This is a genomic window from Tolypothrix sp. PCC 7601, assembly GCF_025677855.1.
Lineage (GTDB): Bacteria > Cyanobacteriota > Cyanobacteriia > Cyanobacteriales > Nostocaceae > Aulosira > Aulosira diplosiphon.
Window position 1 is genome coordinate 3,594,327 of sequence record NZ_CP064879.1, and the last position, 15,876, is coordinate 3,610,202.

12 protein-coding genes and 1 pseudogene are annotated in these 15,876 nt (G+C 39.7%); 2 read left to right on the forward strand and 11 right to left on the reverse strand.

The annotated features are described in order from the left end of the window. Position 1: 1 nt before the first annotated feature. Positions 2-2,596, reverse strand: a complete 2,595-nt coding sequence (locus HG267_RS15025) for a TnsA endonuclease N-terminal domain-containing protein (protein ID WP_317891626.1) — start codon at positions 2,594-2,596, stop codon at positions 2-4. 584 nt (positions 2,597-3,180) lie between these two features. Here HG267_RS15025 and HG267_RS15030 point away from each other — a divergent pair. Further along, the gene (locus HG267_RS15030; protein WP_052335292.1) at positions 3,181-4,788 is read left to right on the forward strand and encodes an NB-ARC domain-containing protein; all 1,608 of its coding nucleotides are present in this window, start codon (positions 3,181-3,183) and stop codon (positions 4,786-4,788) included. Between the two features lie 164 nt (positions 4,789-4,952). On the opposite strand, the pseudogene HG267_RS41740 reads toward HG267_RS15030, so the two are convergent. The 3 genes and pseudogenes from HG267_RS41740 to bchB form a co-directional block, all read right to left on the reverse strand. After that, a pseudogene (locus tag HG267_RS41740) lies at positions 4,953-5,060 on the reverse strand (hypothetical protein); the annotation flags it as partial. Further along, the gene (locus HG267_RS15035; protein ID WP_045872108.1) at positions 5,045-5,386 is read right to left on the reverse strand and encodes a hypothetical protein; all 342 of its coding nucleotides are present in this window, start codon (positions 5,384-5,386) and stop codon (positions 5,045-5,047) included. The pseudogene HG267_RS41740 and the gene HG267_RS15035, both read right to left, overlap by 16 nt. A 232-nt stretch (positions 5,387-5,618) precedes the next feature. Further along, positions 5,619-7,145 carry a ferredoxin:protochlorophyllide reductase (ATP-dependent) subunit B gene (gene bchB / locus HG267_RS15040; RefSeq protein ID WP_045872107.1) on the reverse strand — a complete coding sequence of 509 codons (1,527 nt, stop codon included), beginning with the start codon at positions 7,143-7,145 and terminating at the stop codon, positions 5,619-5,621. A gap of 399 nt (positions 7,146-7,544) precedes the next feature. Between bchB and HG267_RS15045 the strand changes: the two genes are divergently transcribed. Beyond that, a complete protein-coding gene (locus HG267_RS15045) occupies positions 7,545-8,249 on the forward strand; it encodes a Uma2 family endonuclease (protein ID WP_045872106.1) in 705 nt (234 codons plus the stop codon). A gap of 68 nt (positions 8,250-8,317) precedes the next feature. Here HG267_RS15045 and HG267_RS15050 read toward each other — a convergent pair whose 3' ends face one another. From HG267_RS15050 to pip, 7 genes are all read right to left on the reverse strand, one after another. Continuing rightward, positions 8,318-10,297 carry a primary-amine oxidase gene (locus HG267_RS15050; protein WP_045872105.1) on the reverse strand — a complete coding sequence of 660 codons (1,980 nt, stop codon included), beginning with the start codon at positions 10,295-10,297 and terminating at the stop codon, positions 8,318-8,320. Positions 10,298-10,987: 690 nt separating this feature from the next. Continuing rightward, a complete protein-coding gene (locus tag HG267_RS15055) occupies positions 10,988-11,512 on the reverse strand; it encodes a tetratricopeptide repeat protein (protein WP_045872104.1) in 525 nt (174 codons plus the stop codon). Positions 11,513-11,844: 332 nt separating this feature from the next. After that, positions 11,845-12,651, reverse strand: coding sequence for a transporter substrate-binding domain-containing protein (locus tag HG267_RS15060; protein WP_369792189.1), 807 nt, complete (start codon positions 12,649-12,651; stop codon positions 11,845-11,847). A gap of 87 nt (positions 12,652-12,738) precedes the next feature. Beyond that, positions 12,739-13,098, reverse strand: coding sequence for a 50S ribosomal protein L20 (gene rplT / locus HG267_RS15065; RefSeq protein ID WP_045872103.1), 360 nt, complete (start codon positions 13,096-13,098; stop codon positions 12,739-12,741). A 21-nt stretch (positions 13,099-13,119) separates the two neighbouring features. Continuing rightward, entirely contained in the window at positions 13,120-13,317 is a 198-nt protein-coding gene (gene rpmI / locus HG267_RS15070; RefSeq protein WP_045872149.1) for a 50S ribosomal protein L35, read from the reverse strand. Positions 13,318-13,616: 299 nt separating this feature from the next. Then, entirely contained in the window at positions 13,617-13,886 is a 270-nt protein-coding gene (locus HG267_RS15075; protein ID WP_045872102.1) for a hypothetical protein, read from the reverse strand. A gap of 970 nt (positions 13,887-14,856) precedes the next feature. Beyond that, positions 14,857-15,807, reverse strand: a complete 951-nt coding sequence (gene pip, locus HG267_RS15080) for a prolyl aminopeptidase (RefSeq protein ID WP_045872101.1) — start codon at positions 15,805-15,807, stop codon at positions 14,857-14,859. Positions 15,808-15,876 lie beyond the last annotated feature (69 nt).

A 15,876-nucleotide genomic window follows, 5' to 3' on the forward strand; every position in this document is an offset into this window, starting at 1 on the left:
ATTAATAAGAATCAAAAATTTGGAGTTTAGTAGGTATTTGAGTAACGCTTTCTACTTGAACTGATTCTGAATTGTGATTTTCACTTGACTCAAAAGCTACTGTTTCTATCAAATTTAATGATTCATGAAATTGAATTTTATTTCTTTCACACTCAATGAGTTTAAATACTTCTTTTCCTTGATTATCTCGGAGACGTTGTGCAAGTAAAACCTCTTCTGCTTCTGCTGATGAAAGAAATTCTGCTAATTTTTTGGCTCGAACTTTAAATTCTTGATGATGATTGGTTTTACGTTTTTGCAACTCAGTTGTTGCCAGCCAAATCTCTTTTTCTGAACGCCCTTTAAAAGCTGCATAATATTCGCTAATACATTCAATCCACTGACCACGAACATAGGCATAAGCAATCCCAATATCAAATGGGTCGTATCTTATTGCCACATACGTTTTGTGAATACTAGGGTCGCGGAAAGCCGAATTCCAGTAATGAATTCCTCGAATTTGTATCCCTTGGACTGGGTGAACTTTTACTTTCTGTGATTGTGTTGTTGGTAAAGTTAAAATTCTCAAGTTTTCGTCCCAGGGTATGAGTCGGTGAGTTCTTAATCCATACTTTGCCATACCTTGATTAAATGCGTCAGAAGGAGACATCCCTAAAGCTGGATGTTCTGTTGTGTCATATTCTGAGTAAGCCCATTCGCAAAGATACAGATACAATAACCCAAGAGTCCAAATTGCTAGATTTTTAGGGTTGACTGTTTTGGTCATCAACCTGACTTTTTTGGTAATCTGCGTGTTACCAGCTAAGTTATAAACAAATTGAGTGTTAGCTGTTCCAAATAAACGCTCGCAAACGCCACTAAATCGGGATGCAGCAGGGGGACGGTGTTTGAGCGTGCATTCAAACAGAGCTAACAAGCTCTCGAAGTAGGTACTGTGGAATTCTTTACCGTTGTCTGTGACTATGATTTGGGGCAAACGTGAGTAGCGCATTACACAAATCCGCAGTACCATCATGCAACTGCGGTAACTCGGAGGGTCAAAAGTTAAATAAACTGCTAATATTCTTCTGCTGTAAGCGTCTACCAGAAATGTAGCCCAAGGTCTGCCAAGTACTTGGTTTGTATGTGAACATCGTAGCTCTATGTCCAATTTTGTGTGGTCAATATGACAAACCTCTAAAGACCTATCTCCGTGTTTTGGTGTTGTTAGCTCTAATTCCCAGTAAAACGATTGTTGTGGGTAAGCAGCTCTATGTCCTTCTCTGCTACAAGTTTGCTGCCAACCACTACGCTTTTTTATCTCGCTAATAAATGTTTTATAGCTAGGAATTTGGTCGTCTGGAATGTCTGCATTGACGCAAGCATTACAAAAAGCTCCATATACCTCGTACTTGCGTTTTTGTTTGTGGGTTTCGTAGCTTTGCGTAATAAATTCATTGATTAATTCTAAGATTTGTTCGGGTAACTTCCGGTTGCGGTTCCCTTTTTTATGGGAGTGATTTAAAAGCCCAATATAGCCGTAGCCGTACTGTTGTTGAGCCTGTTTATATTTGGCTAGCCAATCCCTTAAAGTGCGTTCTGGGACTGTTGGATTTTCTATTTTTTGACCTAACAATATTGGTTCAATACTTCTGTAACGTCGGTTAGCATCTTCTAAATCTTTTTGGCTTGCACCCCTTAATATTGAATTTAATTCGTCGGGGTTACTGCCAGCATACATCTGTTTATTAACTGTTATTTGACCCAGCCGAATTTTACTCTCTAGTTCGGTAACTGGTAAGTCAATCAACTCTCCTAATTCAGAGCGCAGAGTAATTTGTGTATGACCAACTTTTATCAATGTATAGATTTGACCATTCCAGTTTATTTGTTCTTTGGGAACTAAATTTATGACTGGAAGAGTTATTGTATCTGCACTTCGCAATGACAAAAATATCGATTTATGGGAAGAAGCATACTCTCGGTCACAAAAAACTTGGCATTGTTCTGGCTCAACTAGTAAGCACGCCCCTAAATCTATATAAATCTGCTCGCTAGCAATTAAAAAATAAATCGAGTCGGCGCTAATTCCTAACTTATTGTCAAGCAATTGATTCAGCGTTATCCCTGGTTGGGAACGAACAATATTTTCAATTAACTCGTCTGACCTATCCCTCAGATTTTTGGATTCATCAATAGCACGATAATAATCTTCTAAAAATGTTAGATTGCGGTATAAAATCCAATTAATTTTAGCATCTGAAAAAATTTGAAAATCAAATCCAAATTGTGCGGCATACGATAAAGCAGGTGGTGATAACCAACAACCATCACTATTAAAGCTGTAACGATGAGGCTGTTTGACAAGCAACTTTTGTAATTCTTTTTCTGTTTTACACTCTACCCACCCAGCGCTCGAAGCTCTGATAACGAAAAAGTCCGGGGTATAGAAAAATCCAAGATTTCTTCCCGACTTGGACTGGTAATTTATTTTAAATGCCGGAGGTTGGTCGTAATATTCCAGAACCGACTCATCATGCTCTAGTTCATAAATAAAGGGAAGCTCGACTTTATGAGACTCAAATTGAATGCTTTTTTGATTCTTTTTTGCTGGGATAAAAAACCTGAAACATTCTTTCTTCCACCCCCAACTCGTCGCGCTGGCTCACTAGACCGAATATCCGTAAGAGTTAAGATTGATAATTTTGATAATTTTTTGGTCGCTACACCATTTTTTAAACTCGTAATCGGTGAGCATTTTTCTTACTCCCTGAAACTTGAGTTAGACATGCAGTCTATAACAATGGCACGTCAGAAGTAGCAAACACTAATTAATTGCGAGAAACAGTAGCCGATGATGACTCAAGCCATTGCACGGGATCTGATGTGTTATTAATTGTACCTCTAGCTACAAAAGCGTTTTGAACGAGTCATCTAATTTAACAATTTTGGCACGCTTATTGTTCCATTTTTAGTTTTCGGCAGTATTATCATTCCAATTGCCAAATTTTTGGCATCAGTGATTAACGACAGAATAAATGTTTTGAGCTTTGTCGTGGCAATATTATGGTGACATTTTTGGCAATATTATCCTTCCACCGACACTCTGTATCTTTTCACATCACCATCATCCATGAAGTTACTGAAAAGTCGCAAGCACAATTCCGGATCAGTTACACCCCACTGTGTAGTGTTCCGTAAATGTACTTGAAACCACAACAACAATCAGTAACAATGCGGAGCTTAAAATCATCCCCAACAGGGCTAAAGCAAATCAGACAAGCGCGGAATTCACGAGAAATAGCCATTGACCGAGAAGAATGGCTGGAAGAGGCAAGTAATTTTATAGCGCCAGTGAAAAATGGTAAAAATCTTGTTCCTGCAACTGTGTCGATTGGGACTTGGAAACGCTTTCTATGGGGTAAACCAGTTAAACCTGTATATTTCAAGGCTTTTTGCCAAGTTCTGAACCTAGACTGGGAGGAGGTTGTTGAGACTGAGGATGAAGTTGAAAGCGCGAAAAAGACAGATGAATCATCACCGATTTCTCAGTATGACTGGGATGGTGCGCCGAATATACCAATTTTCTACGATAGAAGTATAGAACGAACCCAATTAAAACAATGGCTAATTAACGATAAATGTCGCCTGGTGAGTATTTTGGCGATGGGTGGTGTGGGTAAAACTGCTTTGGCGAAAAAATTAGCGGAGGAGGTAAGTGGGGAATTTGACTACATTATTTGGCGCAGTCTGCGAGAAGCACCGACGGTAGAAAAAATCATTGCGGATGTGGTGCGGTTTCTTTCCCCGCAGCAAGAAGTTGATTTACCGGAAAGTTTAGGGGAAAAAATCACGCGACTTATCGAATATTTAAATACTTCCCGTTGTTTGCTAATCCTCGATAATGGGGAATCAATTTTGCAAGGTGGTGCTTCTACGGGTTGCTATCTCCAAGGATATGCAGGTTATGGTGAGTTATTTCGCCAGGTGGGAGAATCACAGCATCAAAGTTGTTTGCTGTTAACTAGTCGTGAACAGTTTCTAGAAGTGCGACGATTAGCGGGGGAAAGTTTACCTGTGCGGGTTTGGGAGTTGGGAGGTTTGGAGTCAGCAACAGAAATTTTGACTGCGAGGGGAATAACTGGTTGTGCAGAAGATATTAAAGATTTGGTAAAGCATTATCACGGTAATCCTTTGGCTTTACAAATTGTGCCAGCAACAATTAAAAAGCTGTTTAATGGAGATATTAGAGCTTTTTTAAATTCGGAAACTACGGTTTTTGATGATATTGAAGATTTATTGACACAACAGTTTCAAAGATTATCTAAACCAGAACAATCTTTAATGTATTGGTTAGCAATTTATCGTCAACCAGTGTTGGAAAATGATTTAATTGAGGATGTTTTGGGTTTATCTGCAAAGGAAGTTCGAGAAGCTTTGAATTCTCTATCACGACGTTGTTTAATTCAATCTACTGATGAAGGTCTGACGCTACAAAATGTGGTGATGGAATATGTGAGCAATCTTTTCATTCACAAAATCATTAATGAGTTAGAAAGTAGCGAATTAGATTTATTGAGAACTCATACGATTATTCAAGCTTCCGTACCTGATTACATCCGAGAACATCAAATCCAGATGCTATTAAAACCAGTAGTAGAATATTTATGCAAAAATCAGACTAAAAAAGTTATAGAACAGAAATTTCGTCTTATTCTTAAAAAATTAAGAGAAGCCGAATTGCAAGTACTCGCGGGATATGCGGAGGGAAATTTAATCAATCTCTTAATCCAACTACAAGTAAATTAAACTGAGTACGATTTTTCTCGTCTTCCTATCTCCCAAGATTATTCACAGGATGTGGAATTACCACAAGTAAATTTTAGTAGAGACGCGATTAATCGCGTCTCCAAAACATTATGAAGAAAAATTCTTAACCGAACCTGATTGAGCAATCTGCTATAGTCGCAAAACTATGCGCCTACAGCTTCTTTTGCAGCGTAAAGCACTTCAGAATTGATATCTTTAATGCCGCGATCGCGCGCAAATTTTTCGGTGTTGCGTTTCACTTTACCGCGCACTCACTGGGATGCACTATCACTTTACCTAGTAACTCGCTGAAATAGATAACTTGATAATTAGGTGCTAACTCTGTTTGTAGTTGCTTCCACAGGTTAATTCCTTCTTCCTCAAAAGCTGCTTCAGCTTCTGGACTTAAATCTGGTGAGTTAGCAGGATCTTGCCAGTTTAAGCTTGCATTATAATCACTAGCCCAATTTTTTAGGCGATTTATGGTTTCTTGACTGAGGGGCAATTTTGCTGGATCGATATTACCAACTTTATCAGCATCTGCCCACCATAAAGGGTCGCACCCATAATCAGCCATTAGTTTTATCGTTATTGCCATAGCAATCTCAGATATGTCGTGAGCTAAAAATTATTACCACGAAACGCGTCGCGGAAAGGCTTTCCACAGGGTAGTACAAGTTCGATGAAGTCGTTCCCCAAAGGGTAAAAATAAAATTTAGGTTTGCTGTATCTTATAATTTAAGTTTTGCCACTATATTTATAGTTAAAAAAATCAGGGTAAAAAGTATCTCTTACTCTTCACCCTGAATTTTCTGAATTCAACTATTCAATTAAGCGCCTACAGCTTCTTTTGCAGCGTAAAGCACTTCAGAATTGATATCTTTAATGCCGCGATCGCGTGCAAATTTTTCGGTGTTGCGTTTCACTTTACCGCGCACAAATCCCGGAATTTTGTTCAGTTCTGCTAAACCATCTTTTGTCCAATTCAAATCAGATTCGGCAGAAATTCCTTTGGTAATCACTTCTTTAGTGTCGTGTCCACCGAAGATTTCTAACAGATGATCTTCCATTCCTAAAGTAAAGGAATTGTAGATTAAATCTGTGACCTGATTTGTACCTTCGTAACCCAAGAATGGTTTGTAACCAATGGGGAAGTTTTGCACGTGGATGGGTGCAGCAATTACGCCGCAGGGAATATTCAAGCGCTTACCAACGTGGCGTTCCATTTGTGTACCGAAGATGGCGGAAGGTTCGACGCGGGCGATCGCATCGCCAATTTCCCCGTGATCGTCGGTAATGAGAACCTCATCGCAATATTCACTCACTTGTTCGCGGAACCAGTCTGCATCATATTTGCAGTAGGTTCCCGCCCAAACAACGTGAATCCCCATTTCCCGTGACAAAATCTTAGTCATGGCGGCGGCGTGGGTGTTGTCACCAAACACGACGGCTTTTTTACCAGTTAAGTTTTGACAGTCAATGGAACGGGAGAACCAAGCAGCCTGCGATACATACAGAGTTTGCTCGTTGATGAACTCTTCGTACTCTACCTCAGCACCTTGAGCGTTAATTACCTGCTGAATTTTTCGGATACAACGAGCAGTTTCTACAACACCCATTGGGGTAATGTCTACGTAAGGAGTGCCGAATTGTTCTTCCAGGTAACGCGCTGTTGTTAAACCGAGTTCGCGATAAGGTACTAGGTTAAACCAAGCTTGGGGCATCTTCTTCAATTCGTTGACAGAAGCGCCTTCAGGAATCACGGTGTTCACCTCAATTCCCAAATCAGCCATCAGCCTTTTCAGTTCGGTGCAATCATGCTGGTTGTGGAAACCCAGGGTAGAAATCCCGATGATATTGACTGAGGGGTTTGCAGTTTTGCCTTCTGGTAGTTCGCCTTTTTTGCGGGCTTTCTCAATGTAGAATTTCACTATTTGTTGCAAAGTGCGATCGGCTGCTTGCAGTTCGTTATAGCGGTAGTGGTTCACATCCGCTAACATGACATCGCCTTTCGATTCTATTTGTGCCCGTTCGACAAAGTTGTGCAAGTCTTCTTGCAGAATACTAGAAGTGCAGGTGGGAGTTAAGACAATTAAATCTGGGTGTTCCTCGGCATCTTTGCGGGTGATATTTTCTACCACCTTTTCTTGAGAACCACGTGCTAAAACGTTGCGATCTACAACACTGGCTGTTACCGGAGTAAAGTTCCTTTCCCGCGATAGCATGGAGCGCATGACATTAAAATAGTCATCGCCTAGTGGGGCGTGCATGATGGCATGGACATTCTTAAAAGAACTGGCAATTCTCAGCGTACCAATGTGCGCTGGCCCTGCATACATCCAGTAAGCCAATTTCATCAAGTTTTCTCCCTTTTAAACTGAAATAACACAGAGTCCGTTAACAGATGGACTTATGATTGCTGGTTTTCTCATCGTTGTCTGATTCTCTCAAAACTTGTAGCCCTTATAAAATGGGGAAATTATTAAGTTTCACGACAACTGCGATCGCCCAAACTCCTGTACCATCTGGGGTTTAGAGCCTAATTTAAACAATATTGATGTTGTTTAAGTGACATAAATCTTTATTTTCTGCAACCTTTCATTAAACATTAATTGTTGACTGATGACTGTTAACTGTTAACTGTCAATAACCAACAATAAAAATGCAATATTTTTTTACTTGAAAATCCCTTAAATCAATTACTAAATCACCTAAAGCCTATAATTAAAAAACTGAACGCCCGTGAGATAACGACTATGCTGTCCCACAATCTCAAAAATGCGTTACCAAGCACAGATGAATTGCCTTGTAGCGACGATACGCCCGTGGATAACGAAGATCAGAATTTGTTGCCTAATATTCTCCTGTTCTTACTCAACTCGATATGGGCAACAAGAATGGATTGGTACTTTGGCGTAGATATGGGAGTTTATCACACCACAGGTATTAATCCTAGAGTACCAGTAGTGCCAGATGCATTTTTGAGTGTGGGAGTAGAAAGGAAAAAAGGCGGGAAATCACGCAAAAGTTACGCAGTTTGGGAAGAAAACGAAGTAGTTCCTATCCTCACCTTAGAAATGGTATCCCATACGCCAGGGGGTGAATATGACGAAAAGATGGAGATATACACCAAACTGGGCGTATTGTACTACGTGATTTACAATCCAGAATTTTGGCGACGCGACCAACATCAACCATTTGAAGTGTATAAGTTGGTAGATGGTAAGTATCAATTGCAGATAGGTGAACCCTACTGGATGAGCGAAATCGGTTTAGGGATTGGCAGATATCAAGGTGTAGTTGCTGGGATTCCCCAAGAGTTATTGTCATGGTATGACGAAAAAGGCGATCGCTATTTAACCCCAGAAGAACAAGCACAGCAAGAACGACAACGTGCTGAACAATTAGCCCAGTACCTACGCTCAATAGGCGTTGATCCTGATAATCTACCTAATTCTTAATTCGTAATTCGTAATTTTGAGGAAACACTATAGACTTTTGTGGGCAAGATACTGTTCTCTGTTGACGTTCATTCAGGTAAATTAATCGCAGAATTACGGCTAAAAAATCCTCTAGGAGCAAGTTTAAAGCTAACTTGGTGCGTTGGCATCACAGGCCAATCTTCGGGGCGGGGAATATGGGTAACGCCCATTGTGTACCAAAGTACGATATCTTCACCAGTTAAAGGTTCATCGTTGGCAATATATTGCGGTAAGCCCTTTCCTGGTTGAGTTTGGTTCGGATAATCGCCGCCAGCGTAGAGTTCATTTGGCTGATATTTTGTCACCCAAACATGGTGTGTCGCAAAGCCAGCTTTTTCTCGAATCTTAGAACCTTCTACAGGGAAGAATATCGTATTACCGCCTGGCATCAGCATATATGCTGGGGGAGTGCCTATAGTATTTTGGCGTTTGGCGTTAGCAATCATCCATTCGCGGCTGTGTTTCATATCCAAATCGCGCACAGCAGCTTTTTCTGTAGTTAAGGGAGTATCTGTAACTGCGATCGCATTTCCCAGAGAATTATGATTATCCAGTGGTAAGGCTTGCACATTCATTTCCATCACAGAATTAGCCTGTCCGTCTACATCCATATCTAGGCGGTAGTTGAAAAAGTGTTGATGATTTACCCCGAATATATTCTTCGCTAGCAGTCGTCCATAGGAATTATCTTGAGACTGTTTGTCCGCTGCTGTCCCTTGTACTAAAACAACTCCTGTTAAATCATTCTCAATTTCTAAACTGCCATCTTGGTGAAAAATCCAATTCAGGCTGTAATCATAATTATCCACCGCCGCCGTCATGGTCAGCACTAATTCGCGGTTACGACGGACATAATTTTTCTGGGTGTTGTATTCATAATGTTTCCACAACAGCCCATTATCTCGTTCATAAATGCCAATTACCTTTGGCATTTCGTAAGGTTCTCCCTGTTCATTAGCCATCACCGCATTCAATAACAAGCCATTTTCGGGAATATCCTTACCTAACTCCATTGAAGTGGCGAGAGAACCAAAGTTATATTCCCCCACATCAAAAGCATTTCTAAAAGCCCAGGTAAAATTAGGATGACCATAAGGCACTACCATTTCTGATAGGCTAGCGCGATATAAAACTGGGCGAACTTTTTCCCCGTCATCATAAGTTACTTGGTAAAGAACTAAGCCACTGCGAGGATGCATCAAATAGCGAAAATTCCAACCTTGCCAACTAATTGTATTACCTCGTATTCGGAAACTAGTACCTTGAGGTTGGAGAATTTTTAATAATTTGGGTGGAGAAAGTAATTTACCTAAAGATTGGATATCGTAATTCCAATTTTGTTGAGATAAAGGTACTACCCCGTTGTCTATAAAACTATCGATTTTACCTGTGTTTAAATCAACAGTAGCCAGCACACCTTCAATCGGACTAGCAAAATAGTTCCAATGTTTACCTTTATAGTAAGATAAAGCGCGACAAATACGCTTACCTTTAGCCGTTTCGCTATCAGTTAAAATCCCCGCTGCCCAACAATTAATTTTAACTTTGTCAAAATCTGTAATTCCCCGTTTTTGCATTGCTGCTTGCCATTGGAGATCAGATTTTACAATTTTTGCGGCTAGACCATATTCTGAATTAATTATTGCAGGTTGGGCGTTAGGTATTTGTTTCCAAGAACTCAAGATTTGAGTTTTCAGGTCAACTACAGCTTCATAGGTTTGATTTTTTTCTGTTTCATACGCTACCAAAAAAGCTTGACGCTGAAAAGATTTACCAGGTGTAAAATTAATAACTTCTTGTTTATTTGGTTCTTGCAAAGTTATTAAGGGAAATACAGCTTTGTCAGTAAGATTTTTATCTTTCTTCACCACCGTCACTGCTGTTTCAATTTCTGCTGATGTTAACGCTGTTAAAGGATGGGAAATCACAGGTTGTTGTGCAAGTAACATTTCCCTAGAACCTAAAGCGCCAACCGTGAAGATAATAATGGCTATAGCTAAACTAAAGAACCGCAACTTCTTAATCATTCTTTAGATATTTATAGGAAGATAGAGTACCAATTCATAATTCGTAGTTCGTAATTACGAAATTTGGATACAAGAATTTTGGAGAACTGATTTTATCTATATTCCTAGATTATGTTGGTAAACCGAATAGATTTATTTGAATTTGCAAAATGTCATATCAATTAAAAAAAACAATGCGACAGATTGTAAGGGCAAGGCAGTGCCTTGCCCTCTAGAATATATTGGTGTCGTCAACATTATTTCATGGGGTATAATCGAAAATTAAAGGTGCGTTAGCCGACGGCGTAACACACCCTACTGGACTGACAAGACTAAAATGTGGCAATATAATTTTCTTGTGGGGTGGACATCTTGTCCGCCCAGGACGGGCAAGATGCCCATCCCACAAGAGTTTGAACAATGCACTATTTTAGTCTAGACACGCTACTACCTCTAAATTACGAATTACGAATTACGAATTACAAATTACCAAGCGTATGGCGCATAATCTTTAAGAAAATGACCATATAAAGGTTCAAATAATCTTTGTAGTATGGTTGAGTTTCTAATAATGGCGAACCGACAGCACTATATTTAATTAAACCCTGTGCTACTTGTATACTACGATGTAGTATAGAATTGGGGATTGGTAATGGGTAATGGGTGAAGGGGAACACAAACACCAAACACCCAATCCCAAACACCAACTACTTATGCAGAAACCAAACGGCGCAAAGATTCAGCACGACGTTTAGCAATAGAATTATTAGGCGCGAATTTGAGGGCTTCTTCGTAGGTTTGTAGTGCCTGTGTATTTAATTTTTTTTCCTCATAAGCATGACCGAGATTATTGAGCGCTGTCACATAATCAGGTTTTAGCTTCAGCGCTTCTTTGTACTGACGAATTGCTAAATCATATTGCTCTTGGGCAAAGTAAGCATACCCTAGCCCATTGTAGATAGGAGCAACAGCTTCTTCTCCCTCTTCTTCGGCTGCTTTGAGAGCTTTTTGAAACAGCGCGATCGCTTGGGAATAGACTTTCTTTTGAGAATAAATACTGCCTAACTCGTAATATTCTTGAGCAGTTCCTTTATCCTTACTCAACTTCTTTTTTAAGCGAGACAAGGAACTTTCAATCCGACGAGTTTTGAAAATTTGCTGGAAAACACTCACAACAGCAAATGTGAGTATACCGATGAAAATCGAGAGATAAACAACCGCTAGACTGTTATCCATTGTCTTGAAATACGAATATAAAGAGTCTTCTTATTTATTATCAGCTGCAAGGGGACTGGGGAACTCGGGGCCCCCTCTGGGGATAAGGTGTAATGGGGATTGGGGATTGGGGACTGGGGAAGAAAATCTGATTACCAATCAATACTGCTCGGTTAAGGATTTTCAACTCGGAATTTGGTTTGGGGAAAAGGTGAAAGGGTAAGGGTTAAAGGTTTTTTCTTGCCCCTTTTACCCTTCCCCTTTTCCCCTTAACCGACAAGTATTGGATTACCAATTACCCATTACCCATTACCTATTACCTATTACCCAATGACAAATGACAAATGACGAATTTATGGTAACCCCCAATCTTGGGCGCGTTGTTTGAGCCAGCCTTCATCTATGTAACGTGCGATCGCTCCATTTACCTGTAGTCTTAAATCATCGTATTGCAAGCCTTTGGGCATGACTACAGATAAAGGGGCTGTGGATAGTTTGGTTGGTAGTAGTCGATATTGGGGATATTGTTGCACCCAACCACTCAAAACGCTAGCATCGGCGGCAAAGGCAGAGACAGCATCGCTTTCTATTTTTTCTCTCGCTTCTTCATAGGATTTTACTCCTACTAACTCAGCATTCGGCACATAGTACTTGATATCGGCAATAGTTGTGGAGTTATTCAGTACAGCGATTTTGCGTTTTGCTAAATCATTGATTCGCTGCATTCCAGTATCCTTTACAACTACATAACTACCATCAAAGTAGTAAGGAACACTGAAACTTACTAAGCGAGAACGTGACTCTGTTGCTGTTACCCGCGCAATGGCAAAGTCAACTTGATTGTTGAATACTACAGATAAGCGATCGCGATTGGCTACGGGTTTTAATTTCACAGCGTTTGCTTTACCTAGCAAGTCACTTGCCAAACGCTGTGCTAAGTCAATTTCCAAGCCTTGCAAATTACCCTTGGCATCTCTAAATCCCAAGGGACGCAAGTTATCTTTGACAGCAATTGTGAAATAGCCTCGCCGCTGAATTTCTGGCATTTGGGCGGCAGATGCAATTGGTACTGTCCCCAAAAAGCAAAAACAAACAATTAATAAAAAGGATAAAGAGTAAAGGATAAAGGATGAAAACCAGTATTGCTGCCAGACACGCATTCTGTGTAGTATGCTGCCTTTTTTCCAGCCCCCCAATTTATTGGGGTATACTTCAGCCTTCATACTTTATACTTCATCCTTAATCCTTTAACCTTTACCTTGGCTGGCGGCTAATTCAGCAATTTTGCCAAAGCTAGCTGGATCGACAACTGCTAATTGCGCCAACATTTTGCGATTGAGTTGGATATCGGCTTTTTTGAGATTACCGATGAGCTTGCTATAGCTCAAACCATGTACCCTTGCTGCAGCATTGATACGAGCGATCCACAGGCGACGGAAATCGCGCTTTTTCTTTTTGCGATCGCGATAAGCACTCCGCAGTGCTTTCATTACCTGTTGATTAGCGGTTCTAAACAGAGTTGAGTGGGAACCGCGAAAACCTTTAGCTAGTTTGAGAATTTTATTGCGGCGTTTACGAGCTACGTTACCGCGTTTTACCCGTGTCATAACTTAATTTTCCTGAAGGACTTACAAATAGGGGAGCATCAAACGTACATTATCTTCGTCGCGTTCGTGTACAAGTCCAGACTTGGACATACTGCGCTTCTTATCTGAAGTTTTATGCTCTAGAAGGTGGTTTTTATAAGCTTTGCGACGAACGATTTTACCTGTACCGGTGGCACGGAATCGCTTTGCAGCTGCTTTACGAGTCTTGAGTTTAGGCATGGTTTGGCTTTGATCGACACAATCTATCATTATATACTAAGCTCATCAGATTGCATGAGCAAAAATAACTCCAATATGCAAATAGATCTGCCAATGGCAGATCTATATAGTTTATGCAGGTAAAGCCTGCGATAGTTATAAGGGCGATAAGACTTATCGGTTCCGAGAAGAAGGAGAAAGAAAAAACTTTAACCAAAACCAAATCAACAGTTTAAAACGCTCCTCTTTATAGTATTAATCTTGTTTGGATACTTCTTTGTTATCTTTTATTTATACTTAATTCCATAATCTTCTCTATATTAATAAGAGAATTTGTAGCGGGCTGAACCGTTGGGATCGTACCAATAATCAGCTATGGAATTGGTGGTATATGAAGATGAATTCCATTGTTCACCAACTAGAACATACTCTGTAATTTTAAATGTTCCATCTTCTTGTGTTTCAATTTCACATTCATTTCCTGCTGGGTTGTACCAGCCACAACCACCCACACAACTTGCTAGTTCTTCATCACTTAATTCTTCAATTAAAGAGTCAATTTCTCTAACATCTTTTGCTATGATTTTCATGCTCAATCAACCTCGATTAACTTTGAATTCATTCTCTACTTAAATAGACTGAATGTAAAGATGGAGATTTCACGAATATTTATTAAATGTAGTAATAATATTATTTAGAACAAAATCGATATTTTGATAAAAATTTTTATTTAAATCATAAAGGTTTCATAAATAACAAGCAATACTACTATGGCTATTATTTATTTTGTAGATGAGCTTGTGTATTTCATAAAGCGATACCTGGCTAAAATGCTTAATATGTCAGGCTTTTAAGTTTATATCATGCCTAAAAAACATAGATAATAATGGCTTATTGAAATGAATTGTATCCTCAATTAATTTCATGAAATATCTCAGCAATATTACTACTGTATTCATTGGAATACATATTCAAGTTCACAAAAAACTTAAAAAAATATACAGTATTTGCTCGCAAATTGAGTATTAAGCAGGAGATATATAAAGGGGAAAAGGAAAACCTGGAATTGTCAGTTCACGTAGTACGGTATCCATGCCAAAGCTTTTCGTGGGTTACGGCTTACTGATACCAATTTGGTATAACTTCGTCATTACGAGCGATAGCGTAAAGCCTTCTCTGCGAGAGGCTGCGTTAACGCTTAACGCGTAGCGTCTCACAGAGAAGTAATACAAATTCTCCAAAATATCGCTACACATAGGCAGCAGGGGGAGAATTATCTGTAGCCTGAATTTAGAGAACTGCTAAGTAACCACGCAAAATTAATTACAGTTATTGCGAGCGCAGCGAAGCAATCTCAACCCTTGCGATTGCTTCATTCCGCTCCGCTCCATTCGCAATGACATTGTGTAATTAATTTTGTTTAACTACTTACAATCTCCTCTGACGCTGGGATTGCTTGCCTACAATTCGTTTCGGTCGCAATGACATGATCAGCATTGCGTAATTCCTATTTAATTACGAATTACGTAGCGCTTTGCGCTTCCCGTAGGGTATTACGAATTACGAATTAATAGCAAATTTATCTGTCGCTGCAATCAATGCACTACGTATTCCCGGTTCGCTCATCGAATGTCCCGCATCAGGAACTACAATAAATTCTGCTTCTGGCCAAGCTCGATGTAATTCCCATGCTGATACCATTGGACAGACTACATCATAACGACCTTGAACAATTACAGCCGGAATATGCCGAATTTTCTCAACATTTGAAAGTAGCTGGTTTTCTGATTCTAAAAATCCTTGATTGATGAAATAATGGCATTCAATCCGCGCAAAGGCTTCAGCAAAATCATTTTGACCAAAATTTCGCATCAAGGCTGTATCAGGGAATAATCTACTAGTGCTAGCTTCCCAAATTGACCAAGCACGGGCTGCTTCTAATCTAATTTGAGTATCTGGGCTAGTTAAACGTTGATAATAAGCTGTTAGCAAATCATCCCGTTCAGCAATAGGAATTGGTTTCAGATATTCTTCCCATGCATCAGGAAAAATATAGCTAGCACCTTCTTGATAAAACCAGCGTAATTCCTTTTGTCGCAGCATAAATATACCGCGTAAAATTAGCCCTGCACAACGTTCGGGATGGGTTTGACTATATGCTAATGACAGGGTACTGCCCCAACTACCGCCAAATACTGCCCATTTTTCTATTCCTAAATATTCCCGCAGTTTTTCAATATCATTCACTAAATCCCAAGTCGTATTTTCTCGCAATTCGGCATGGGGTGTACTTTTACCGCAACCGCGTTGATCAAACATCACCAAGCGCCACTTTTCAGGATTGAAATATTGCCGATAAAAAGGTGGACAGCCTCCACCAGGGCCCCCATGTAATAAAACTATGGGCTTTCCTTGGGGATTTCCTGACTCTTCAAAATGAATTTTATGTAATTCTGATACCTGTAAATAACCTTGTTTATAGGGTTCAATTGGTGGGTAAAGTTCGTACATAAATATAAAATTTATATTTGAATATTAATTGGTTGAAAACCTCATTGTGAGGTGATGAATTCTGACAAT